At 66.1% G+C, this 23451-nt stretch carries 25 protein-coding genes and 1 pseudogene; 18 read left to right on the top strand and 8 right to left on the bottom strand.

Annotated features, from left to right (window positions below):
* The first annotated feature begins 26 nt into the window (after positions 1-26).
* Both LL972_RS04565 and LL972_RS04560 read left to right on the top strand, forming a co-directional pair.
* Entirely contained in the window at positions 27-854 is an 828-nt protein-coding gene (locus LL972_RS04565) for a DUF3108 domain-containing protein (protein ID WP_228326579.1), read from the top strand.
* A gap of 3 nt (positions 855-857) precedes the next feature.
* A complete protein-coding gene (locus LL972_RS04560) occupies positions 858-1541 on the top strand; it encodes a DUF3108 domain-containing protein (RefSeq protein WP_228326578.1) in 684 nt (227 codons plus the stop codon).
* A gap of 401 nt (positions 1542-1942) precedes the next feature.
* On the opposite strand, the gene LL972_RS04555 is transcribed toward LL972_RS04560, so the two are convergent.
* The 3 genes from LL972_RS04555 to LL972_RS04545 form a co-directional block, all read right to left on the bottom strand.
* The gene (locus LL972_RS04555) at positions 1943-2266 is read right to left on the bottom strand and encodes a hypothetical protein (protein ID WP_046343664.1); all 324 of its coding nucleotides are present in this window, start codon (positions 2264-2266) and stop codon (positions 1943-1945) included.
* The gene (gene murA / locus LL972_RS04550; RefSeq protein WP_228326577.1) at positions 2263-3537 is read right to left on the bottom strand and encodes a UDP-N-acetylglucosamine 1-carboxyvinyltransferase; all 1275 of its coding nucleotides are present in this window, start codon (positions 3535-3537) and stop codon (positions 2263-2265) included. The genes LL972_RS04555 and murA overlap by 4 nt, the downstream gene beginning before the upstream one ends.
* 119 nt (positions 3538-3656) lie before the next feature.
* Positions 3657-3884, bottom strand: a complete 228-nt coding sequence (locus LL972_RS04545; protein ID WP_104543115.1) for a BolA family protein — start codon at positions 3882-3884, stop codon at positions 3657-3659.
* Between the two features lie 53 nt (positions 3885-3937).
* On the opposite strand from LL972_RS04545, the gene LL972_RS04540 reads away from it, so the two are divergent.
* The 15 genes and pseudogenes from LL972_RS04540 to LL972_RS04470 all read left to right on the top strand — a co-directional run bounded on the left by LL972_RS04540 (position 3938) and on the right by LL972_RS04470 (position 16807).
* A complete protein-coding gene (locus LL972_RS04540) occupies positions 3938-4939 on the top strand; it encodes a KpsF/GutQ family sugar-phosphate isomerase (RefSeq protein WP_167766387.1) in 1002 nt (333 codons plus the stop codon).
* A gap of 49 nt (positions 4940-4988) precedes the next feature.
* On the top strand, positions 4989-5537 hold the full coding sequence (locus tag LL972_RS04535; RefSeq protein WP_024938741.1) for a KdsC family phosphatase: 549 nt from the start codon (positions 4989-4991) through the stop codon (positions 5535-5537).
* Positions 5534-6109: an LPS export ABC transporter periplasmic protein LptC gene (gene lptC, locus LL972_RS04530; protein ID WP_228326576.1), complete on the top strand. Its 576-nt coding sequence runs from the start codon at positions 5534-5536 to the stop codon at positions 6107-6109. The genes LL972_RS04535 and lptC overlap by 4 nt, the downstream gene beginning before the upstream one ends.
* Positions 6087-6647 carry a lipopolysaccharide transport periplasmic protein LptA gene (lptA, locus tag LL972_RS04525; RefSeq protein ID WP_102251576.1) on the top strand — a complete coding sequence of 187 codons (561 nt, stop codon included), beginning with the start codon at positions 6087-6089 and terminating at the stop codon, positions 6645-6647. The genes lptC and lptA overlap by 23 nt, the downstream gene beginning before the upstream one ends.
* Positions 6647-7366, top strand: coding sequence for an LPS export ABC transporter ATP-binding protein (gene lptB / locus LL972_RS04520; RefSeq protein WP_228326575.1), 720 nt, complete (start codon positions 6647-6649; stop codon positions 7364-7366). Before lptA ends, lptB begins: the two co-directional genes overlap by 1 nt.
* 82 nt (positions 7367-7448) lie before the next feature.
* The gene (locus LL972_RS04515) at positions 7449-8846 is read left to right on the top strand and encodes an RNA polymerase factor sigma-54 (protein WP_429002112.1); all 1398 of its coding nucleotides are present in this window, start codon (positions 7449-7451) and stop codon (positions 8844-8846) included.
* Positions 8847-8933: 87 nt separating this feature from the next.
* On the top strand, positions 8934-9251 hold the full coding sequence (gene hpf, locus LL972_RS04510; RefSeq protein ID WP_228326573.1) for a ribosome hibernation-promoting factor, HPF/YfiA family: 318 nt from the start codon (positions 8934-8936) through the stop codon (positions 9249-9251).
* 21 nt (positions 9252-9272) lie between these two features.
* Positions 9273-9731 carry a PTS sugar transporter subunit IIA gene (locus tag LL972_RS04505; RefSeq protein WP_228326572.1) on the top strand — a complete coding sequence of 153 codons (459 nt, stop codon included), beginning with the start codon at positions 9273-9275 and terminating at the stop codon, positions 9729-9731.
* Positions 9728-10678, top strand: a complete 951-nt coding sequence (gene hprK / locus LL972_RS04500; protein WP_016904610.1) for an HPr(Ser) kinase/phosphatase — start codon at positions 9728-9730, stop codon at positions 10676-10678. Before LL972_RS04505 ends, hprK begins: the two co-directional genes overlap by 4 nt.
* Positions 10675-11547 (top strand): RNase adapter RapZ, encoded by an 873-nt coding sequence (gene rapZ, locus LL972_RS04495; RefSeq protein WP_228326571.1) that lies wholly within the window; start codon positions 10675-10677, stop codon positions 11545-11547. The genes hprK and rapZ overlap by 4 nt, the downstream gene beginning before the upstream one ends.
* A gap of 366 nt (positions 11548-11913) precedes the next feature.
* The gene (locus tag LL972_RS04490; protein WP_016904612.1) at positions 11914-12306 is read left to right on the top strand and encodes a PTS sugar transporter subunit IIA; all 393 of its coding nucleotides are present in this window, start codon (positions 11914-11916) and stop codon (positions 12304-12306) included.
* Positions 12299-12568, top strand: coding sequence for an HPr family phosphocarrier protein (locus LL972_RS04485; RefSeq protein ID WP_016904613.1), 270 nt, complete (start codon positions 12299-12301; stop codon positions 12566-12568). The genes LL972_RS04490 and LL972_RS04485 overlap by 8 nt, the downstream gene beginning before the upstream one ends.
* 58 nt (positions 12569-12626) lie before the next feature.
* Entirely contained in the window at positions 12627-14357 is a 1731-nt protein-coding gene (gene ptsP / locus LL972_RS04480) for a phosphoenolpyruvate--protein phosphotransferase (RefSeq protein WP_228326570.1), read from the top strand.
* A gap of 143 nt (positions 14358-14500) precedes the next feature.
* Positions 14501-15862 carry a magnesium transporter gene (mgtE, locus tag LL972_RS04475; RefSeq protein ID WP_228326569.1) on the top strand — a complete coding sequence of 454 codons (1362 nt, stop codon included), beginning with the start codon at positions 14501-14503 and terminating at the stop codon, positions 15860-15862.
* A 107-nt stretch (positions 15863-15969) separates the two neighbouring features.
* Positions 15970-16807: pseudogene (locus LL972_RS04470) on the top strand (prolyl oligopeptidase family serine peptidase).
* A gap of 36 nt (positions 16808-16843) precedes the next feature.
* Here the strand turns inward: LL972_RS04470 and cydB are convergent.
* The 5 genes from cydB to LL972_RS04445 all read right to left on the bottom strand — a co-directional run bounded on the left by cydB (position 16844) and on the right by LL972_RS04445 (position 23118).
* Positions 16844-17860 (bottom strand): cytochrome d ubiquinol oxidase subunit II, encoded by a 1017-nt coding sequence (gene cydB, locus LL972_RS04465; protein ID WP_228326568.1) that lies wholly within the window; start codon positions 17858-17860, stop codon positions 16844-16846.
* Complete coding sequence (locus LL972_RS04460; RefSeq protein ID WP_228326567.1) at positions 17860-19257, bottom strand: cytochrome ubiquinol oxidase subunit I; 1398 nt, start codon at positions 19255-19257, stop codon at positions 17860-17862. The genes cydB and LL972_RS04460 overlap by 1 nt, the downstream gene beginning before the upstream one ends.
* Before the next feature lie 325 nt (positions 19258-19582).
* Positions 19583-20812, bottom strand: a complete 1230-nt coding sequence (locus LL972_RS04455) for a dipeptidase (protein ID WP_228326566.1) — start codon at positions 20810-20812, stop codon at positions 19583-19585.
* Positions 20813-21209: 397 nt separating this feature from the next.
* Positions 21210-22598: an amino acid permease gene (locus tag LL972_RS04450; RefSeq protein ID WP_228326565.1), complete on the bottom strand. Its 1389-nt coding sequence runs from the start codon at positions 22596-22598 to the stop codon at positions 21210-21212.
* Between the two features lie 121 nt (positions 22599-22719).
* The gene (locus tag LL972_RS04445) at positions 22720-23118 is read right to left on the bottom strand and encodes an ArsR/SmtB family transcription factor (protein ID WP_228326564.1); all 399 of its coding nucleotides are present in this window, start codon (positions 23116-23118) and stop codon (positions 22720-22722) included.
* 84 nt (positions 23119-23202) lie between these two features.
* On the opposite strand from LL972_RS04445, the gene LL972_RS04440 reads away from it, so the two are divergent.
* Complete coding sequence (locus LL972_RS04440; RefSeq protein WP_343236541.1) at positions 23203-23448, top strand: SDR family NAD(P)-dependent oxidoreductase; 246 nt, start codon at positions 23203-23205, stop codon at positions 23446-23448.
* The last annotated feature ends 3 nt before the right edge of the window (positions 23449-23451 follow it).

The raw sequence follows: 23451 nt of genomic DNA, 5'->3' as shown, positions 1-23451 counted from the left end.
GCGGCCCCGTGCCTCCCGCCCAGCGCATGAAACTCCTCCCGATCGCGACCGCGCTGTTGACCACTGCCCTGCTCGCCCCGGCCGGTGCCGGCCGTGCGCAACAGGCGCCTGCCGTGCCTGCGCCAGCAGCCCCTGCTCCAGCTGCGGCGCCGCCAGCGGCGCCGGCCTCTGCAGCTTCCCTGCCTGCCAGCAGCTGGACGCCGCCGCCACTGCAACCCTTCGTGGCCACCTACCAGGCGTTCTACCGTGGCAAGGAAGCCGGCGATGCCACCATGCAGGTCAGCAACGGCGAAGGCAGCCAGTGGCGCATCGACATGTCGGTACGCGGCCGCAAGGGTTTTGCCAGCATTCTCGGACTGAACCTGGAACAGAGCACGGTGTTCCGCGTCGATGGCGACACCTATGTGCCATTGAGCCAGAGCACCGTGCGCAAGGCGATGTTCTTCGGCAAGAAGGTCACCGGCGTCTACAACTGGCAGACCGCCAGCGCCCAGTGGGACGGCGATCTGAAGAAGGAGCGCCGGCAGCCGATACCGCTGCAGCGCGGCGACCAGAGCGCGCTGTCGCTGAACCTGTCGCTGATGCGCGACGCGCAACCCGGACGCAGCCTGAGCTATCGCTACGTCGATGTCGGCAGGGTGCGCAAATACGACTACAAGGTCGCCGATGCCACCGAGGTGGTGCAGGTCGGCGACCTGAGCTACGACGCGTTGCGCGTGTACCGCGTCGACAGCGGCGACAACGAAACCATCCTCTGGATCGCCAACGGGGTTCCCACACCGGTGCGCATCCTGCAACGTGACAAAGGTGAGGATCAGGTCGATCTACGCCTGGTCGAATATCAAGGAGCCTGACCCATGCACACCGCTTCCCGCACCTGTTCGCTGATCGCCGCCGCTGCACTGGCCGTGACCAGCCTGCCCGCGTTCGCCATGCAGCCGTTCCAGGCCGATTATTCGGCCAACTACATGGGCATGCAGGCCAATGGCACCATGACCCTGGCCGCCGCCGGCGCCAATCAGTGGCGCTATACGCTCACCATCCAGAACCAGCTGGCCAACCTGACCCAGAGCACGGTGTTCGAAGAGAGCAACGGTCAACTGCGCCCGGTCAGCAGCAACGACACCTCGTCAATGATGGTCAAGCGCCGCAACGTCACGGCCAACTACGACTGGAAAACCAGCCAGGCCACCTGGGGCGGCGACATCAAGCCGGACCGCCGTGGCCCGGTGAAGTTGCAGCCCGGCGACATGGATGCGCTGCTGATCAACCTGGCGATCACCCGCGACCTGGCCGCCGGCAAGCCACTGAACTACCACATGGTCGACGAAGGCCGCATCAAGCCGATGAGCTACAAGGTGGTCGGCAAGGAAACCATCACCGTCAACGGCAAGCAGGAGCAGGCAACCAAGGTCTCCCGCGTGGACGGCGACAAGGAATTGATTGCCTGGGTGGTCAAGGACCTGCCGGTGCCGGCACGCCTGCTGCAGAAGGAAAAAGGCCAGGACGCGCTGGACCTGACCATCAAGGCCCTGCGCTAAGCCGTAAGCCGGATGTAACTGGCATCTAAGAGCGAGCCAAGGCGCAAGGCTTTAGTGGCCAGTGGGTCGAGGGCGCGGTGCCCTCACCGCTCGCGGGACACGCCGTGAACCCGTCCCTGGGGCTCGGTGGCGGCCTCCATGCCGCCACACGGTCCCGCAATCGGCGAGGACACCGCACCAGAGAGTTAGCCGGTTGTTGTGTTGAAAACATGGACAGCGACCATTGCGACAGGTCCTTGCCCGTTCACCATCGCGGGACCTTACGCGGCATGGATGCCGCGTAAGAGCTTACAGGGATGTACTTGCAGCGTGTCCCGCGATGGTGGGCGGGCAAGGGCCCTGCAACCAAGCCGCAGATCAGCCGCTCTACGACTGATCTATCCGCACCGACCTATCACTCCTCAGGGCTTGGCCGCCGCCTTGTCGTCGCCGCTGGAGAACACCGTGCGGCAGTCCACGCGGATCTGCTCGCCGGTGCTGCGCCAATAGAACAGGTCGCAATGGCGCTTGCCTTCGACGGTCTTCTTGACCGCCACCGCATAGAACGACTGCGCAATCTCGTCGCGGCTGGCGGTGCCGTCGTTGTTCCAGTCCATGTCCTTGAACTCGACGCCCTGGGTGATCGCCATGCCGACCGACCAGGCGTAGGCCAGCCACGCCAGGATCAGCACGATCACGCCGAGCAGGATCTTGCGCCGGGTGGTGAAGCGCCCGCGCAGGATCATGCGATGCGCCGGATGGTCGCGCCCAGCGCCCCCAGCTTCTCTTCGATGTTTTCGTAGCCACGGTCCAGGTGGTAGATGCGATCGATGGTGGTGTCGCCGTCGGCCACCAGGCCGGCCAGGATCAACGACGCCGAGGCGCGCAGATCGGTCGCCATCACCGGCGCGCCGCTGAGACGTTCGGCACCGCGCACGATCGCGGTATGACCCTCGACCTGGATGTCCGCGCCCAGGCGCAGCAGCTCGTTGACGTGCATGAAGCGGTTTTCGAAGATGGTTTCGTTGATCACGCCCACCCCGTCGGCCACGCAGTTGAGCGCCATGAATTGCGCCTGCATGTCGGTGGGAAACGCCGGATACGGCGCGGTGGTCAGGTTGACTGCGCGCGGGCGCTTGCCGTGCATGTCCAGCGTGATGCTGTCGGCGGTGGTGGTGATGGCCGCGCCGGCTTCGGTGAGCTTGTCCAGCACCGCGTCCAGGGTGTCCGGACGGGCGCGGCGCACGGTGACGCTGCCGCCGGTCATCGCCGCGGCGACCAGGAAGGTGCCGGTCTCGATGCGATCGGGCAGCACCGCATGGTGCCCGCCGCCCAGACGCTCCACGCCCTGCACCACGATGCGCGGCGTGCCGGCGCCTTCGATCTGCGCACCGAGTGCGATCAGGCAGTCGGCCAGGTCGGTGACTTCCGGCTCCATCGCCGCGTTTTCCAGCACGGTGGTGCCGTCGGCCAGCACGGCCGCCATCAGCACGTTCTCGGTGCCGGTGACGCTGACCATGTCGAACACATAGCGGCCACCCTTCAGACGCCCATTGCTGGTGGCCTTGATGTAGCCGTTTTCCACGCTGATCTCCGCACCCAGCGCCTGCAGGCCCTTGATGTGCTGGTCGACCGGGCGCGAGCCGATCGCGCAGCCCCCGGGCAGCGACACTTCGGCGGTGCCGTAGCGCGCCAGCAGCGGGCCCAGCACCAGGATCGAGGCGCGCATGGTCCTGACCAGCTCATAGGGCGCGACCTGGTGGGTCACCGAGCGCGGGTCGACCAGGATCGAGCGGCCCTTGGCCAGCGTGCCTTCGTCGATGGTCACCTCGGCGCCCAGCTCGCTGAGCAGCTTCACCGTGGTGATCACGTCATGCAGGTGCGGCACGTTGCTGATCTCCACCGGCGCATCGGCCAGCAGGGTCGCGCACAGGATCGGCAGCACCGCGTTCTTGGCGCCGGAAATATTGACCTCACCGTGCAGCGCTTGGCCGCCGGTCACTACGATTTTTGCCATGGGAGCTTGGGAAATCCGAAAAGGGATGTCGGGGGAATGGGAAGGGTGGCCAGGAGCCGGCCGGGCCGCTGGCAGTCGGGGCGCAGGCGCAGCCCGACCGGCCAGGACCCGACTGACGCTCAGCCTTCGTCGGGCGTCAGCGTCTTGAGCTGCAGCGCGTGGATCGCGCCGCCCATCAGTTCGCCCAGGGTCGCGTAGACCATGCGATGGCGCGCCAACGGGGCCTTGCCGGCGAATGCGGGGCTGATCACGGTCGCCTCGAAGTGCACGCCGTCGTCGCCGTGCACCTCGACGCGGGCTTCGGGCAAGCCGGATTCGATGAGTTTACGGATGGTTTCGGCGTCCACAGGGCGTTTCCTCATAAAATGAGCGCACATTCTACTCTTCACCCGAGTCCCGCATGGCCGTCTCGCACCTGCCCTCCGCCACCGTCAGCGACGCCAGCCTGGTCGCCAGCGGCCAGCGCGTGCTGGAGATCGAGCGCGAGGCGCTGGCCAGCGTGGGTGCGCGGATCGGCAGCGACTTCGCCGCGGCCTGCCGGCTGGTGCTGGCCTCGCGCGGGCGCGTGGTGGCCACCGGCATGGGCAAATCCGGGCATATCGCGCGCAAGATCGCCGCCACCCTGGCCTCCACCGGCACGCCGGCGTTCTTTGTCCATCCGGGCGAAGCCGGGCATGGCGACCTGGGCATGATCACCGAGGCCGACATCGTGCTGGCGCTGTCCTATTCGGGCGAATCGGACGAGGTGCGCATGCTGCTGCCGGTGCTCAAGCGCCAGGGCAACCCGATCATCGCCATGACCGGGCGCCCGAACTCGTCGCTGGCCCAGGCCGCCGACGTGCACCTGGATGTGAGCGTGTCCGCCGAAGCCTGCCCGCTGCATCTGGCGCCCACCTCCAGCACCACCGCCTCGCTGGCGATGGGCGACGCGCTGGCGGTGGCGCTGCTGGACGCACGTGGCTTCACCGCCGACGACTTTGCGCGCTCGCATCCGGCCGGCAGCCTGGGCCGACGCCTGCTGCTGCACATCACCGACGTGATGCACGCCGGTGATGACCTGCCGCGCGTGCGCGAAGACGCCAGCCTGAGCGAGGCGTTGATGGAAATGAGCCGCAAGCGCCTGGGCATGACCGCGGTGGTCGATGGCCAGGACCGCCTGATCGGCCTGTTCACCGACGGCGATCTGCGCCGCGCGCTGGACAGCGACATCGACGTGCGCAGCGCCGGCATTGCGCAGGTGATGACGCGCAATCCCCGCACCATCGGCGCCGACCAGCTGGCCGCCGAGGCCGCGCGGCTGATGGAGGATTACAAGATCAACGGCTTGATCGTGGTCGACGCACAGCAGCGCGCGGTCGGCGCATTGAACATTCACGACCTGTTGCGCGCCAAAGTGGTTTAACAGGTTCAGTTTTCTACCGTTGGAACCCCGTTCTCACCGATCCGTGCCGATGCCCTATTCCCCTTTGCAGCACCTGCCCGCCGATATCACCGACCGCGCCGCGCGTATCCGCCTGGCCTGTTTCGACGTCGACGGCACCCTGACCGACGGCCGCCTGTACTACGACCATGCCGGCAACGAGAGCAAGTCCTTCAATGTGCTCGACGGCCAGGGGCTCAAGCAGCTCGACCATGCCGGCATCCATGTCGCGCTGATCACTGCGCGCGCCAGCCTGTCGGCGGAAAAGCGCGGCCAGGATCTGGGCCTGCACGTGCAGATCGGGGTCAAGAACAAGCGCCTGGCCGTGCTGGCCCTGTGCCAGGAGCACGGCCTGTCGCTGGACCAGGTGCTGTTCATGGGCGACGACCTGCCCGACCTGCCGGCCCTGCTGGCGGTCGGCCTGCCGGTGGCACCGGCCAACGCGCACCCGTGGATCGCCGAGCGCGTGCAGTGGCACACCCGGGCACGTGGCGGCGAAGGTGCCGCACGCGAGGTCTGCGATGTGGTGCTGGCCGCGCAAGGCCAGGTCGAGGGCATCATCGAAAGGTTTTCCGCATGAGCTGGAACTGGCGCACCACCCTGGGCGTGGTGCTATTGGCCGCTGCGGTGATCTCCGGCTGGTCGGCCTGGCAGCAGCGCGCGCGCCCGGTTGCGGCGGCGGTGGACGATTCGCGCGCCGATTACGTGCTGCGCGATTTCGAACTGATTGCGCTGGACAAGGAAACCGGCAAGGAATCGATGACGCTGCGCGCGCCGGAGATGCATCGCAACCGCGCCGATCGCACCTCCGAGGTCACCACCCCGGTGTTCCTGTTGCCCGACAACACCAATCAACCGTGGACGCTGCGCTCCAAGACCGGCTGGATCAGCCCCAAGGGCGATGAGTTGCGCCTGCGCGGCGATGTCGAGGGCGACAGCCCCACCGGCGGCGCGCCCCCGCCGACCACGTTCCGTACCCAGAGCCTGGACGTGTTCCCGCAGCAGAATCTCGCCAAGACCACTGCCCCGGTGAGCATGAGCCGGCCGGGTATCATGCAGAGCGGGGTCGGCTTCGAGGCCGATCTCAAATCACGCCAGTACAAGCTCCTTTCCCAGGTCAAGACCCGTTATGAACCGAATGCTGCCCGCTAAGCTGGCGTTTGCCGCGCTGCTGCTGCCTGCCCTTGCGATGGCCAAGACCAGCGACCGCAATCAGCCGATGGCGATCGACTCCAATGCCAACGACTGCAACATGCTCGACGACAGCGGCAAATGCCGCTTCAGCGGCAATGTGGTGATCACCCAGGGCACGCTGGAAATCCACGCCGACACCGCCGACATCTTCCAGAAGAACGGCCAGACCGACCGCGTCGTGCTGACCGGCAAGCAGGCCACGCTGAAGCAGCAGATGGACGACGGCGCGATGATGAACGGCCAGGCCGACAACATCGAGTACCAGGTCGCCAACGAAGTCATCGTGCTGACCGGCAACTACAAGGTCGACTCGCCCAAGGGCACCAACGCCGGCCAGCGCATGGTCTACAACACCAAGACCGGCAACATGCAGAGCGGCGGTGACGGCAGCCGCGTGCGCACCATCATCCAGCCGAAGACCGCGGCGCCGGCGGCAGCAGCGCCTGCGGCGACGCCGGCCGCCAAGCCCGCGGCCAAGCCGCAGGGGAAGAAGTAATGCTGGTCGCCACCGGTCTGCGCAAGAAGTACAAGCAGCGCGAAGTGGTCAAGGAATTCGGCCTCACGCTCGAGGCCGGCGAGGTGGTCGGCCTGCTCGGCCCCAACGGTGCCGGCAAGACCACCTGCTTCTACATGATCGTGGGCCTGGTCGAAGCCGATGCCGGGCGTATCGAGCTGGACGGCCGCGACCTCACCGCCGAGCCGATGTACGCCCGCGCCAAGCTTGGCGTCGGCTATCTGCCGCAGGAGCCCTCGATCTTCCGCAAGCTCACCGTGGCCGACAACATCCGTCTGGTGCTGGAGCTGCGCGAAGAACTGGATGGTGCCGGCCGCGAGAAGGAACTGGCTTCGCTGCTGGAGGAACTGCAGATCACCCACGTGGCCGACCAGCTGGGCGCCAGCCTGTCCGGCGGCGAGCGGCGGCGGTGCGAGATCGCGCGCGCGCTGGCGGCCAAGCCGCGCATGATGCTGCTCGACGAACCCTTCGCCGGCGTCGATCCGATTTCGGTCGGCGAGATCCAGCGCATCATCATCCACCTCAAGGAACGCGGCATCGGCGTGCTGATCACCGATCACAACGTGCGCGAAACCTTGGGAATCTGCGACCGCGCGTATATTCTCGCCGAGGGGGGCGTGCTGGCGCAGGGGGCACCAGATGCGCTGCTAGCCAATCCCGACGTCCGTCGCGTGTATCTGGGGGAAACTTTCCGCCTTTGAGCGCGTCGCCGCGCCATCGATTTTTCCAGTCAGTGCCCGCATGAAAGCCCGGCTCCAGACATCGCTAGGACAGCAGTTGGTCATGACGCCGCAGTTGCGTCAGGCGATCAAGCTATTGCAGATGTCCACCACCGAGCTGGAACTGGAAATCGCCGAAGCGGTGGAGACCAATCCGCTGCTGGAGTGGGCCGACGAGGCCGCGCATGCGGCCAACGAGCTTCCGGTGGAGGCGTCTTCGGCCGCCTCCACCGACGACACCCCACGCGAAGAACCCGCGCCGGCCGAGCGCGATGACGACTGGTCGCAGGACGAGTTGCAGTGGACCGGCTCGGGCAGCGGCGGCAGCTTCGACGACGACGAGTCCGGCGATGCCGCCGAGCGCGTGGCCGAATCTGAAACACTGGCCGACCACCTGCTGTGGCAGCTGCACCTGTCGCCGCTGTCGCCGCGCGACCGCCAGATCGGCGCGATGCTGATCGATGCGCTGGACGAAGACGGCTACCTGCGCGAACCGCTCTCGGCCATCCTGGAAACGCTGGCGCTCGGTGCGGCGGTGGACGAGGCCGACGTGCTCACCGTGCTGCACCAGATCCAGCGCTTCGACCCGGTCGGCGTGGGTGCGCGCACCCTGGGCGAATGCCTGGCACTGCAGCTGGCCGTGCTCGACCCGGCCACCCCGGGGCGCGAGCTGGCGCTGCAGATCGTCGCCGGCCCGCTGGAGCGCCTGCCGCGCAGCGGCGTGGCCGGCCTGGCGCACGAACTCAAGCGCTCCACCGCCGATGTCGACCAGGCGGTCCAGTTGGTGCGCTCGCTGGACCCGCGTCCGGGCAAGCAGATCGGTGACCTGTCGCAGGACACCTACGTGGTGCCGGACTGCGTGATCTGGCGCCAGCGTGGCGTGTGGCGGGCCTCGCTGGCCGGTCGTGCGCAACCCAAGGTCACCATCCACCGCGGCTACGAGAACCTGATCCGCAGCTGCGGCGAGTCCGACGCCGGCTATCTGCGCGGCCAGCTGCAGGAGGCGCGCTGGCTGCTCAAGAGCCTGGAAGCGCGCGGCGAGACCCTGCTGCGGGTAGTGCGCTGCCTGCTGCAGCATCAGGCCGGGTTCCTGGAATTCGGCGCGCAGGCCTTGCGCCCGTTGACCCTGCGCGAGATCGCCGGCGAGCTCGGCCTGCACGAATCCACCATTTCCCGCGCGATCGCCCGCAAATACGTGCGCACTCCGCGCGGTACCATCGCGCTGCGCTCGTTCTTCGCCTCCGGTATCGACACCGACAGCGGCGGCGAGGCCTCCAGCACCGCCATCCAGGCCATGATCCGGCGCCTGATCGAGGCGGAAAACCCGCGCAAGCCGCTGTCCGACGCCAAGTTGGCCGACCTGCTGAAAACCTCCGGCGTACCAGTGGCGCGGCGCACCGTTGCGAAGTATCGTGAGGCCATGAACATTTCCGCCTCCCACGAACGCGTCCGTATCGCCTGACGTTGCACCCACCGCAACGCCGGCCTGCGCCGGGTTTGCCGGATCACCGGAAAGGTTCATTGGCCCACCGACCAATGGAGGTATCCGATGCGTATCGAGACGTATGGCCACCAGCTTGAAGTGACCCCCGCGCTGCGCGAGTACGTGGCAAGCAAGCTGCAACGACTGCAGCGCCATTTCGACCAGCACTGTGAAGTCCGGGCCCAGCTGGCCGTTCGCAAGCCAGACCATCACGTGGTCGCCACCGTCAACCTTCCCGGTCGCACCCTGCACGCCGATGCCAGCGGCTCCACCATGTATGCGGCCATCGACCTGCTGGTCGACAAGCTCGACCGCCTGGTGCTCAAGCACAAGGAAAAGAAATGTAACCACCATGCACGCGAGGTGCGCGACAATCTCGCATGACGCTTCTCGCTTGATGCCCTCATGCCTTTAACCGATCTGATGGCGGCCGTGCGCACCGTGGTGTCGCCGGCCGCCGATCGCGACACCGTCCTGCATACTGCCGCCGATCTGCTGTCCTGCCGCCAGGCCGGCGCCGACGAGCTCTACGCCAACCTGTGCGAGCGCGAGGCCCTGGGCAGCACCGCCATCGGCCACGGCATCGCCATTCCGCATGGGCGCTGCCCCAATCTCACCGAGCCACGGGGCGCACTGCTGCGGCTGGACACGCCGATGGCCTTCGGTGGCGATGAGCCCGTGGACCTGATCTTCGCGATGGCGGCGCCTGCGCACTACACCCACCAGCATCTGATGCTGCTGTCGGAACTGGCCGAACGGTTTTCCGATGCGGAGTTTCGTCAGCAGCTGCGCGCCGCCCCCAATGCGGACGCCTTGATGGCGCTGCTCACCGACGCACCGCCACCACAGGCCAGCGCCGCATGAATACCAGCATCACCGCACGCGAACTGTTCGACCAGCAGCGCGACAAGCTGGCGCTGCGCTGGGTCGCCGGCCAGAAGGGCGAGCACCGCGAGATCGAGGCCGGCAGCAACAATGCGCGCCGCCCGTCGCTGGCCGGCTACCTCAACGTGATCTATCCCAACAAGGTGCAGATCCTGGGCACCGAAGAGCTGGCCTGGCTGGACTCGCTGGACGCGCGGCAACGCTGGGAAACCATCGAGAAGATCATCCAGGTGCAACCGCTGGCGCTGGCGATCAGCAAGAACCAGTCCTGCCCTGAAGACCTGCGCGCGGCCGCCGACGAATCCAACACGCCGCTGTGGATCTCTCCCAAGCGCGGCCACGAACTGCTCAATCACCTCTCCTACCACCTGGCGCGCACGCTGGCGCCACGGGTCACGCTGCATGGCGTGTTCATGGAGATCTATTCGATCGGCGTGCTGATCACCGGCGAGGCCGGCTCGGGCAAGAGCGAGCTGGCGCTGGAACTGCTCAGCCGTGGCCACCGCCTGGTGGCCGACGACGCACCGGAGTTCACCCAGATCGCGCCCGACGTGCTCGACGGCACCTGCCCGGAACTGCTGCAGGACCTGCTGGAAGTGCGCGGCCTGGGCGTGTTGAACGTGCGCGACATGTTCGGCGACACCGCGGTGAAGAAGAACAAGTACCTGCGCCTGATCGTGCACCTGACCCGCCCGATGACCGAACCCACCCCGTCCGGCTACGAACGCCTGACCGGCGATTCCGGCAGCCGGCATGTGCTGGACCTGGACGTGCCGCTGATCACCCTGCCGGTGATGCCCGGCCGCAACCTGGCGGTGCTGACCGAGGCGGCCACGCGGCTGCATATCCTGCGCACCAAGGGCATCGACCCGGCGGCGATGTTCATCGCCCGCCACAGCAACCTGCTGGAGCGACGTACGCCATGAGTACCGCGCCCTCCACGTTGATGATCGTGAGCGGGCTGTCCGGCTCGGGCAAATCGGTCGCGTTGAAGACCTTCGAGGATCTGGACTACTACTGCTCGGACAATCTGCCGGTCGAACTGCTGCCGGACTTCGTCAAGAGCCGCCTGCGTGGCAACCCGCTCGGCGACCAGCGCCTGGCGGTGGGCATCGATGTACGCAGCCGCAGCGATCTGACCCAGCTGGCGCAATGGCGCCAGGCTGCGCAGGAGTACGGCATCGAGGCGCGGCTGCTGTTTTTCGAGGCCAGCGACGAGGCGCTGATCAAGCGCTATGCAGATACCCGCCGCCGCCACCCGCTGAGCCATCTCGGCCTGGCCTTGCCGGAAGCGATCACCCGCGAGCGGCAGTTGACCGAACCGCTGCGCACGCAGGCCGATGCCATCATCGACACTAGCGCGCTCAACGTGCACCAGCTGCGTCGGCGGGTAGTCACCGAGTTTGCGCTCGGCACCAGCGACCGGCTGTCGCTGCTGTTCGAATCGTTCGCCTACAAGCGCGGCGTGCCGGCCGAGGCCGACTTCGTGTTCGATGCGCGCGTCTTGCCCAATCCGCATTGGGACCCGGAGCTGCGCCCGCTGACCGGCCGCGATGCCGGCGTGCGCGACTATCTGGACAAGGAACCGGACGTGGTGCGCTACAGCGCGCAAATCGTGGACCTGCTCGATACCTGGCTGCCGCGGCTGCGCAATGACACCCGCAGCTACGTCACCATCGCCTTCGGCTGCACCGGCGGCAAGCATCGCTCGGTGTATCTGGCCGAGCGCATGGCGCGGCATGCGCGCGAGCAGGGCTGGCCGGAAGTGGCGACGTTTCATCGCGAGCAGGACTGAAGGGCCGGGAATCGGGAAATGGGAAATGGGAAATGGGAAATGGGAAATGGGAATTGGGAATTGGGGAGTCGGGAGTCGTCAGAGCGGTGTCATGCAGTCTGAAAGAACGCGTGTCATCGGTGCATTTCATCAGCGCGTTTTGATCACGCGTTGCCTTCCCGCCTACTGACTGCAGCGCTCGCTTGTGATGCGGGACGCATCGGGAGACTGGCGAGGTCACGGGTCATTGCCGTGCCGGCGGCAGCGCATGTGTTGCAGGCATCGTGCGCGTCACGGTGCGGCGGTCCTAAACGGCTATTCATTTCGCAACACATCGGTGCCGGCAGACGCTATCGCGCGGTCATGCCGACCTGTTAACGTTTCGGCATGGCCTGTGGCATTCTCCTCATTACTCATCCCGGCATCGGAGCGGCGTTGTTGAACGTGGCGACGGGGCTGTTGCGGCAGTTGCCGCTGAAGACCGAAGCGTTCGACGTACCGCTTGATGCAGACCTGGACGCCTTGCTGCCCCAGGCCTCGTCGGCGATGCGACGGGTCGACAGCGGCGATGGCGTGCTGGTCATGACCGACCTCTACGGCGCCAGCCCCAGCAATCTCGCCAGCCGGTTGGCAAAGCTCGGCACGCCGGTTCGCCGGGTGTCCGCGCTCAGCCTGCCGATGCTGCTGCGGGTGATGAACTACCCAGAACAAGGATTGCAGGAGCTGCCCGCCACCGCGGCGGCAGGCACCCGCAACGGAGCGATCATCGACGATGCTTGAACGCGAACTCATAGTTTCCAACCGACTCGGACTGCATGCGCGGGCAACCGCCAAGCTGGTGCAGACGCTGTCGTCCTATCGCAGCAACGCCACCCTGGCGGCGAAGGGCCGCGAGGTGAATGCCAAGAGCATCATGGGCGTGATGCTGCTGGCCGCAGGCCAAGGCACCAGCGTGGTGGTGCGGCTGGATGGCGAAGACGAAGCGCAGGCCCTGCAGGCGCTGGTGGACCTGTTCGAGCGTCGTTTCGACGAGGACAGCTGAGCATGCGCGGGGTCGGTGCGGGGCTGACCGACTGGGCGCGGCCGCGCCAGGGGCGCACATGAGCCTGCGTCTGCGTGGACACGCCGCCTCGCGCGGCAACGCACTCGGACGCGCGCGCGTGCGCCAGAGCCACACGCTGGAAGTGGCCGAACAACGCGTGCCCGCCAGCCAGGTGGAGACGCAGCTGCAGCGCCTGCATCTGGCGATCGAGGCGGCACGCACCGAGATGCAGCAGCTGCGCGACCGCCTGCATGGCGCGCTTGCGCGCGAAGTCGGCGAATTCCTCGAACTGCATGCGCTGCTGCTCGACGACCCGGAGCTGCTGCAAGGCCTGGACGAGTTGATCCGCACCCACCGCTACAGCGCCGACTACGCCTTGCGCGTGCAGCGCGACCGGCTGGCAGCGGTGTTCGACGGCATGGAGGATGCCTACCTCAAGAGCCGCATGGACGACCTGGATCACGTCATCGGCCGCATCCACGCGTTCCTGCACAAGCGCGCGCCAGACCTCAAAGGCGTGGCCGGCGAGATCCTGGTCTGCGACAACGTCGCACCCTCGGAGCTGGCGCAGTTGCAGGCGCAAGGGGTGGTCGGCATCGTCACCACCGCCGGCAGCGCGTTGTCGCATAGCGCGATCCTGGCGCGCAGCCTGCACCTGCCGCTGGTGGTGGGCGTAAGCGATGCGGTGCAGCGGATCGACGATGGCGATGTATTGATCGTCGATGCCGGTTCCGGCCAGGTGATCGTCGATCCCAAGCCCGAGCACCTGCGCGACTACCGCGAGCGCCTGCGCGCGCTGGCCAAGGAACAGCGCGAGCTGGGCCGGCTGCGCTCCAAGCCCACGCGCACGCGCGACAACGTCGATATCACGCTGCTGGCCAACGCCGAATCGCTGGAGGACGTGGCCAAGGCGCACGCACTCGGCGCCAGCGGCCTTGGCCTGTATCGCACCGAATTCCTGTTCCTGCAGCGCAACGAGCTACCGGACGAAGAGGAACAGTTCCACACCTATCGCGACACCGTGCTGGGCATGAGCGGCCGGCCGGTCACCATCCGCACCCTGGATCTGGGCGCCGACAAGGCCGACCGCACCGGCCTGACCTTGAGCGACGAAGACAACCCGGCGCTGGGGTTGCGCGGCGTGCGGTTGTCGCTGGCGCGGCCTGCGGTGGCGCAGGCGCAGTTGCGCGCGATCCTGCGCGCCTCCGGCTACGGACCGGTGCGCATCCTGGTACCGATGGTCAGCGGCCGCGAGGAAGTCCAGTTGCTGCGTCGGCAGATCAAAAAGCTGGCCGCGCAGTTGCGCGAACAAGGCCACGAGATCGCCGAGCACATTCCGCTCGGCGCGATGATCGAAGTGCCGGCTGCGGCGCTGGCGCTGGACTGCTTTATCGACGATATCGATTTCCTGTCGATCGGCACCAACGATCTGGTGCAGTACCTGCTGGCGGTGGATCGCAACAACGAGGCATTGGGCGAGTTGTATTCGCCGCTGCATCCGGCGGTGCTGCGCCTGATCGCGCAGGTGATCGCCACCGGGCGCGCGTTCGGCAAGCCGGTGGCGGTGTGCGGCGAGATCGCCGGCGACCCGCGCTTCGTGCCGATGTTGCTGGCACTGGGGCTCACCGAGTTCAGCCTGCATCCGGCCACGCTGCTGGAGGTACGCCGTGCGGTGCGCGACATCCACCTGGGCGAGTTGCGCGTGCATGGCGAAAAACTGCTGCGCGCGCGCGACCGCAAGGGCATCGAGAAATGGCTGGCCAACGTCGCGCAGGGCCTGGCGCGCTGAGCGATCGCGTCATCGCGCAGGCGATGTTCCTGCGCGTTGCCCTTCGCACTGTATGTTTCGTCACCATGCGCAAGCGATAATGCCGTGCTGACTCAGCACCGCGTCTTCCATCGGGACGTGTCCACTCTTCCAGGGAGCCGCGCATGGCCGAAGCAGTCCGCCACGACAAGACCGCGCGACAGCTGCGATTGCTGTCCGATGCGCTGGATAGCGGACGCCTGGGCCCGGTACGCCGGCTGGTCAATACACTGGCGCCGGCGGAGATCGGCAACCTGCTGGAGTCGCTGCCGCCCGGCAAACGCGAAGTGGTGTGGGGCCTGGTCGACCCGGAAGACGACGGCGAAGTGCTGCTGCATGTCGGCGATGAAGTGCGCGAAAGCCTGCTGGCCGACATGGACACCGACGAGATCGTCGCCGCAGTCGAAGACCTCGACATCGACGATCTGGCCAACCTGGTCGAAGACCTGCCCGACACCGTCATCGACGAAGTGCTCAAGTCGATGGACCGCGAGAACCGCGAACGGCTCGAGCAGGTGCTGTCGTATCCGGAGGACACTGCCGGCCGCCTGATGAATCCGGACGTGGTGACGGTGCGCGCCGACGTCAATGTCGATGTGGTGCTGCGCTATCTGCGCCTGCGCGGCGAGCTGCCCGACCACACCGATCACCTGTACGTGGTGAGCCGACGCCATCAGTATCTGGGCCGGGTATCGCTGGCCGCGCTGGTCACGCACGAGGACAGCACGCCGGTCAACCGCCTGATCGACGACGAACAACCGGCGATCGATGTGGGCGATGGCTCCGACGAAGTGGCGCGGCGCTTCTCCGACCATGACTGGATCTCCGCGCCGGTGGTGGACGACAACAACATCCTGCTCGGCCGCATCACCATCGACGACGTGGTCGACATCATCCGCGAACAAGCCGAGCACCAAGCCATGAGCGCGGCCGGCCTGGACGAGGACGAGGACATGTTCAGCCCGGCGCGGCGCGCATTCCGCCGCCGCCTGATCTGGCTGGGCATCAACCTGTGCACGGCGTTCCTTGCGTCCAGCGTGGTCAGCCGGTTCGAAGGCACGATCGAGAAGCTGGTGGCGCTGGCAGCGCTGATGCCGATCGTCGCCGGCATGGGCGGCAATGCCGGCACCCAGGTGCTGGCCCTGATGGTCCGCGGCCTGGCGCTGGGCCAGATCGGTTCTTCCAACGTGATGACCTTGCTGAAGAAGGAGCTGACCGTCGCGCTGATCAATGGTGTGGTGCTGGGCGTGGGTCTGGGCCTGATCGTGCTGGCCTGGTTCCAGCAGCCGATTCTGTCGCTGGTGATCGGCACCGCGCTGACCTTGAACATGCTCACCGCCGCATTCGGCGGGGTGCTGGTCCCGGTGACGCTGAAGCGGCTGGGCTTCGATCCGGCATTGGCCGGCGGCGTGATCCTGACCACGCTGACCGACGTGATGGGGTTCCTGAGCTTCCTAGGCCTGGCGACGCTGATCCTGCTGCCGTAGCCGTCGTATCCGGCGCTTGCGCCGAACGTCGTGCCGGGCACACAGCCACAAGGATCGGATGAAGAGTCGGCAGAAATCGCCGCAATGCGACATGCCAGCACACCTGCATGCGGCGATACTGCGGGTCTGTCATCGGTCAGGGGGTGTGCGTGATCCGTCGTTGTCTTGTTCTTGCGATTGTTGCGCTGGTACTGGCCGGCTGTTCCAGCATGGCTGAGCGCCACCACGACGGACGCCGCGGCCATTTCGTCACCCGCACGCTGGAGCTGGAAGGACGGCTCTACCGCTATCAGGTGTTCGTGCCGACCTCCAAGGCGCCGCAACCGCGCCCGATCGTGCTGTTCCTGCATGGCTCGGGCGAGCGCGGCGACAACGGGCGCGACCAGGCCGAAGTGGGTGTTGGCCCCTATCTGAGCGAACACACCGCCGAGTTCCCGGCGCTGGTGGTGCTGCCGCAGGTGCCCGACGACGAGGAGTGGCTGGGCATCAATGCACGCATGGCGATCGCCGCTGGACGCGACCAGTGCCGAGTTCGATGCCGACCCGCAGCGCACCTATCTCACCGGCATTTCGATGGGCGGCTATGGCGCCTGGGAAATCGGCCTGATGCAGCCGCAGCGGTTTGCCGCGATCGTGCCGATCTGCGGTGCGCTCAAGGCACCGCGCGACGAGCGTCGCACGCTCTACGTCAGCCTGGTGGCCAAGGAAGCCGATCCGTATACCGCTGCGGTCACCCAGCTCAGGCACGTGCCGATCTGGATGTTCCATGGCGCCAAGGACGACTCGGTGCCACCGCACGACGACCGCGCGCTGTACCGGGCCGCAAAAGGCATTGGCGCCAACGTGCGCTACAGCGAATATCCAAACGGTAACCACAACGCCTGGGACGCGACCTACGCGGACCCGGCGATGTGGGAGTGGATGTTCAGGCAGCGCCTGCGCTGAGCGGGCAGCTCGCCGCGCGCATGCGTCTTCGCTCGATCAATGGTGGTACCCGGTATCTGCGGTGATCTTGCCGCGGAACACGCGGTACGACCACACCGTATAACCCAGGATCAGCGGCAGCAGCACCACCAGGCCGATCAGCGCGAACAACTGCGAAGACGGCGGCGCGGCGGCCTGCCAGATGGTATAGACCGGCGGCACCAGATACGGCCACATGCCCAGCACCAGGCCGAGAAAGCCGAGCACGAACAGGCCCATCGCCAACAGGAACGGCGGCGTATCCGGCCGCCCCGCGTCGGTGGAACGCCAGAGCGCGAACCCCACCAGGGCGACCAGCACCGGCACAGGCATCAGCCACAGGTAATGCGCATCGCTGAACCAGCGGTCCATCACATGCGACTGCAGCGATGGCAGCCACGCGCTGACCAGGCCGATGAAGATCAACACGCTGATCGTCAATGGCCGGCTCAGCTGGCGCGCAAGCTGTTGCACGTGGCCTTCGGTCTTGAGGATCAGCCAGGTGCTGCCGAGCAGGGCGTAGCCGAACACCAGTGCGGCGCCGGTCAACATCGCGAAGGGACTGAACCAGCCCCAGATGCCGCCGACATAGCGGTCGTTTTCGATCGGCAGGCCCTGCACCAGCGCGCCCAGGATCACGCCCTGCGCAAATGTCGCCAGGATCGAGCCGGCTGCGAAGGCATTGCTCCACAGCCGCCGCGAGCGATGCGCCTTGAAGCGGAACTCGAACGCCACGCCGCGGAATACCAGCGCCATCACCATCAACAACACCGGCAGGTACAGCGCCGACAGGATCACCGCATACGCCTTGGGAAACGCCGCCAGCAGCCCTGCCCCGCCCAGCACCAGCCAGGTCTCGTTGCCGTCCCAGATCGGCGCGGCAGTGTTCATCATCAGGTCCAGCTGCGCCTCGTCCTTGCGGAACCGCGCCAGGATGCCGATGCCGAGCACGAAGCCATCCAGCACCACGTACATCAGCACCCCGAAGCCGATCACCGCGAACCACGCCACTGGCAATACACTGCTCATGTCCATCATGCGGCTCCGTCGATCGGTTCATCGGCCGCCGACAGCGGCCGTGCCGGCGTGTGCTCGCCGTGGTCCAGCTGCGGCGCGTCATGCGGGGTCGGCCCGATCTTGCCGATCTTGACCAGGTACCAGATGCCCCAGCCGAACACGAAGGCATAGCCGAGCACGTACACCGCCAGCGAGATCGCGGTCATCAGCGTCGACTGCGGGCCCACCGCATCGGCAGTGCGCAACAGCCCGTAGACCGCATACGGCTGCCGTCCCATCTCGGTGACGAACCAGCCCGAGACCAGCGCGATGAAGCCACTCGGCAGCATCCAGCGCCAGGCCGCCAGCAGCCAGCGCCACTGCAATAACTTGCCGCGCCACCAGGCGAACGCCGAGACCCAGGCCACCAGCAGCATCAACGAGCCCAGTCCGACCATGATACGGAAGGCGAAGAACACGGGCATCACCGGCGGGCGATCGGCGGCCGGCACCGAGGTCAACGGCGCGATGCTGCCTTCCAGACTGTGGGTCAGGATCAGGCTGCCCAGGCGCGGGATCGCCACCTCGTAATCGTTGCGCTCGGCCTGCGCATTGGGCAGGGCGAACAGCACAAGCGGAAACCCCTGGCCCTGGCCTTCGTCATGCCAGTGCGCTTCCATCGCCGCGATCTTCATCGGCTGGTGCTTGAGCGTGTTCAAGCCATGCATGTCGCCGACGAAGATCTGCAGCGGCACGGTGATCGCCGCGAAGGCCACTGCCAGCTTGAGCATGCGCAACCCGGCCTCGCGATGCACGCCGCGATGCAGATACCACGCCCCCACCGCACCGACCACGAAGCAGGTGGTGATGAACGAGCCCAGCGCCATGTGCGCAAGCCGGTACGGGAACGAGGGATTGAAGATGATCTTCAGCCACGCCACCGGATGCACGATGCCGTCGACCACCTCATAGCCGGCCGGAGTCTGCAGCCAGCTGTTGGACGACAGGATCCAGAACGTGGAAAACAGCGTGCCCAGCGCCACCATGCAGGTTGCCAGGAAATGCAGGCGCTCGGAAATGCGCCCCCAGCCGAACATCATCACGCCCAGGAAACTGGCCTCGAGGAAGAACGCGGTCAGTACTTCGTAGCTCAGCAACGGGCCGATCACGCTGCCGGCGATCCGGCTCAGCTCCGGCCAGTTGGCACCGAACTGGAAGGCCATCACGATGCCGCTGACCACGCCCATGCCGAAGGACACGGCGAAGATCTTCTGCCAGAAGAAATACAGCTCGCGCCACACCGGCAGCCGGGTGCGCAGCCAGCGCCATTCGAGAAATGCCAGCAGGCTGGACAGCCCGATGGTGAATGCGGGAAACAGCACGTGGAATGCGATGACGAATCCGAACTGGATCCGCGATAACAGCAAGGCATCCATGGAGAATCCTCCAGGAGAGATGGGTCAGCATCAGCGCACAGGCTGCAGGTCGATTGCCGAAACAACGGGTCGGTCGATCGCGACGTCTGCGCTACCGGATCATCATAAGGACGGTCGTGCTCGTTCCCGATGCGACACGGCGTCGCATCTGCGGCAAATTGCCGCGCTTGTGCTGCAACGCGATGCTACACCCGGTGTGCAATGCAGCGCGCAGTCCCTGGCCGCATTGCGGACAAGGAATGCACCCGGCGTTCGCACGTGCATGCCGGCACGCGATGGAAGGCCCGCCACGCCGCCCCATCCGGACCCAGGTCGCCGGAAAGCACTATGACCGCACCTGCTCCCAGACCCGCAGGAAATTGCCGCTATATACATCGACGATGCGCTGCACTGGCCAGCCGGCATCCATCATCGCCTGCGTAAGCCTGGGCAGATCTGCGCCGCTGCGCATCCCGGTCGGCAGGCTGGAAATGCCACCATCGAAATCGCTGCCGAAACTCAGGTGCTTCCACGGATCTTCGACGATCCCCATGTCGGCGATCTGTCGGGCGAAGGCTTCGTAGTAGCCAATGACAAACGCGAGATCGGCATCCATGTTCGGCTTGCCATCGGCCAGATACGAATGCTGCAGGAAGTACGGCGCCAGGATGACGCTGATGCAGCCACCAGTCTGAACGATGGCGCGGATTGCCGCCTCGTCCAGAGCCCGGTCGAGATGACGCGACGGCCGCGTCTGCGCACCACGGGTGACGCTGCGCGATGCGGCATGCGAGGCGAAGGCCGGCACGTTGCGACGGATGCAGATGGCGCAGGCGTCGCGTACCCCCTGGCTGGAGGTATGCGACAGATCCACCAGCAGTCCAACGTCGATGCAGCGCTCCACGACATCCCTGCCGAACTCCGAGAGCCCCGCGCCCTCGATCCCGCGCCACGGATTGAGCGGTGCATAGCCGGCCTGGGAGATGTCGGTATGGCTGAAATGATTGAGCGTCACATAGGCGGCGCCGGCCTTGGCAGCGACGTCCAGACGCTGCAGCCGCAGCGCCTGGCTGCGGATCCCGCGGGGCCCAAGCATGTGCGCGCCCTCCAACGACAGGATGGCGCAGCAAAGACCCTCGGCCCGAATCGTGCGCAGCTCGGCGGCGCTGCGTGCCAGCCGCATCCGACCGTTGCTCGCCGCCACCATCTCCTCGACATAGCGCTGATGCTCCACCCAGTGCTTCCAGGGGTCGAGAAAAGGCGCGCCGAAAAGGTTTTCCCACAGCGCGTGGGCGCTGAAACAGGCACCGCCATAACCGCCCGCGAGAAAGTCCGGGCCGCTCACGTGGTACATCAGTGGTTGGTTGCGACCTCTTGGCGAGGTTTTGGACATCAGCCAGAGGATCAGAGAGCGTCGATGCGCTTTCCAGTCGCCCTTCCAGAAATCGAAGCCGCCCACGCGCGACAGATACAGGGAATCCAGATGCGTATCGACTGGATAGGCCAGCGCATGCACTGCCTCCAGTGTGGGCTTGGCAGGCAAGGCGGCAGAGTTCTCGGATGAGACGGCACGCATGCACGAACCCCGGCAGTGACTTCTGACAAAATCAAATACCCAAACGACGCGTTTTATCGTTATTGAATCTCAGGCCGATATTCTCCAGGCGCCCTGACGGGGCGAACAGGTTCGCCCAAATGACGGTAACTGAACTGGATCAGCAGATCCAGAAAGTTGCCGCTCGGCCGGAAAGGAAAACGCAGGACTGCTGGCGTGTTTCTCATTTCGACCGTGTGCAGGGGATCCCTTCCGCCTGTCTCCGCTGCTGGATCAGCATTCGCATGAGGCTCCAGTCAGCCGGCTCTGGCCACTCTGGCAACCCGGGGGCGACGCGGCCAAGCCACGCCGACGCGATGCCGCAAGCCGCGATGGTCACCGCAAACGACGCGCCAGTTCCCCGCTAGAACCTGCATCCTCATGCCCGCGCACGGACACGTCGCGCCACTTCGCTGACCACCGCAATGACGGCAGTCAAACCGACCATCGACAGGAACTGCGCGCGGGTATCCGCCGACGACGCCAGCAATACGAAGATCACCGCCAGGATCGCCAGGGCCAGCAAGGTCAGAAGCGGGTACCCCCGCATGCGGAACGGCAACGCGATGCCGGCGCGGTCGGCACGTGCGCGCAGGATCAGCTGCGACAGCAGCGAGATCGTCCACACCAGCAGGCAGGTGGCGCCGACGATGTTGAGCAGCATCGGCAACACCTTGTTGGGGTACAGCAGTTCCAGTGCTGCGGCGGCAAACCCGAACAGCACGCTGGCGATCACCGCCACCAGCGGCACCTGCTCGCCACTGGTCCTGCCAAGCAACCGCGGCGCTTCACCGCGCTGCGCCAGCGAGAAGATCATCCGCGAGGCGCCATACAGATTGGCGTTGAGCGCCGACAGCAACGCCACCACGGCGACCAGGGTGATGGCAGTGGCCGCGCCGGGGATGCGCGCCACCTCCAGCACCGCAGCGAACGGCGAGCTGAGCGCGGCGCTGGTCCACGGCACCACCGCCACGATCACGCTGATCGAGCCGATGTAGAACACCAGGATGCGCCAGGCCACGGTGCGAATCGTGCGTGCCAGGCTGCGGCCCGGATCGGCGGTTTCCGCAGCGGCCACTGCCACGATTTCGGTGCCACCAAAGGCGAATACCACCACCAGCAACGCCGAACCGATGCCGGCCAATCCCTTCGGTGCGAAACCGCCGTTCCGGGTGAAGTTGGACAACCCCGGCGACACCACGCCGGGCAACCAGCCGGCCAGCAAGGCCACACCGATCAGCAGGAACACCACGATCGCAACGACCTTGAGGATGGCGAACCAGAATTCGAACTCACCGAAATTACGCACGCCCAGCAGATTGATCGCGGTGAAGGTGGCCATGAACACCACCGCCAGCAGCGGCACCGACAACGCCGGCCAGACCGAGGCAAGCAGGCCCGCTGCGCCGACCGCTTCGGCGGCGATCACCACCACGATCTGCAACCACCACAACCAGCCCACTGTTGCGCCGGCGGTCGGCCCCATTGCATCGGCTGCGTACACCGAGAACGCCCCGCTGGCCGGCTTGGAGGCGGCCATTTCGCCCAGCGCGTTCATCACGATGATCACCAGCGCTCCGGCGATCAGGTAGGACACCAGCACTGCCGGCCCCGCCGCGTGGATCCCCACGCCCGAACCCAGAAACAGCCCGGCGCCGATCGCCGTACCCAGGCCCATCATCATCAACTGCCGCGGTTTCAGCGCATGGCGCAACGCAGGTGCGGCGGACGGAGCGTGCTCAGCAACGGGATCGGTCGGAAGCGGCATGGACGGCATCGGAGAGGTGGTAGCGCGACACGATACTGCCTCGCGCACCCATCCGCGCCTCTTGACGGCCACATCAGACTGAACTAATCGCCCCGGCCACCAAGGCGCTCGTCACTGACACCTAGACTTGGGCGGTGTGCGAGTCTGCGGCGTTGTCCGACGCGTAAGCATTGATGATCGCCGCTATCAATCCCGGAAAACGGGCGTTGACCTCTGCAAACCTCGAATGGTTACGCATCTCCACGCCGTGGCGTTCGCTGCGGATCAGGCCGGCCTCACGCAAGACTTTGAAATGATTGGAGAGCGACGATTTCGGAATGACGCGATCGCCGAGCGCCGCGACCGATCCGCATGCCTCGACGTGACCGGCTGTAAGGATTTTGGCAAGGATCGCCGCCCGATTCGGATCCGACAGGGCGTGGAGGATGGCGGCCGGTCGAACATCTTCGATGGATGGGTGTAGTAGCGGTCTCATATTTCTAATATCGCGCAGCGGTTGACCCCGGCTCCAATAGTTCATATTATCCGAACTATTGAACAATGGGGCGGCGCACGGGCCTTTGGTCAATGGCGAAGTCAACACAGTCAATCGAGGATAGCAAACATGAAAAAGCTCGCAGGCAAGGTGGCAGTGGTCACAGGCGCTTCCAAAGGAATCGGTGCCGGCATCGCAAAGGCGTTGGCCGAACAAGGCGCCGCGGTCGTGGTCAATTACGCATCAAGCAAGGCGGGGGCAGATGCGGTAGTCGATGCCATCTCGGCAGCAGGCGGCAAGGCGGTAATCCCCCCACTTCTAGCGGTCGCCAGAAGTGGAGCTAAGTGGCCATCGCCAACTTCATGGCAGGCGTGATGC

Origin of the sequence: Xanthomonas campestris pv. asclepiadis, assembly GCF_020784175.1 — a bacterium.
GTDB lineage: Bacteria > Pseudomonadota > Gammaproteobacteria > Xanthomonadales > Xanthomonadaceae > Xanthomonas > Xanthomonas campestris_D.
The sequence above is the reverse complement of the archived record's forward strand: the minus strand, read 5'-3'. Positions and strand labels throughout refer to the sequence as shown.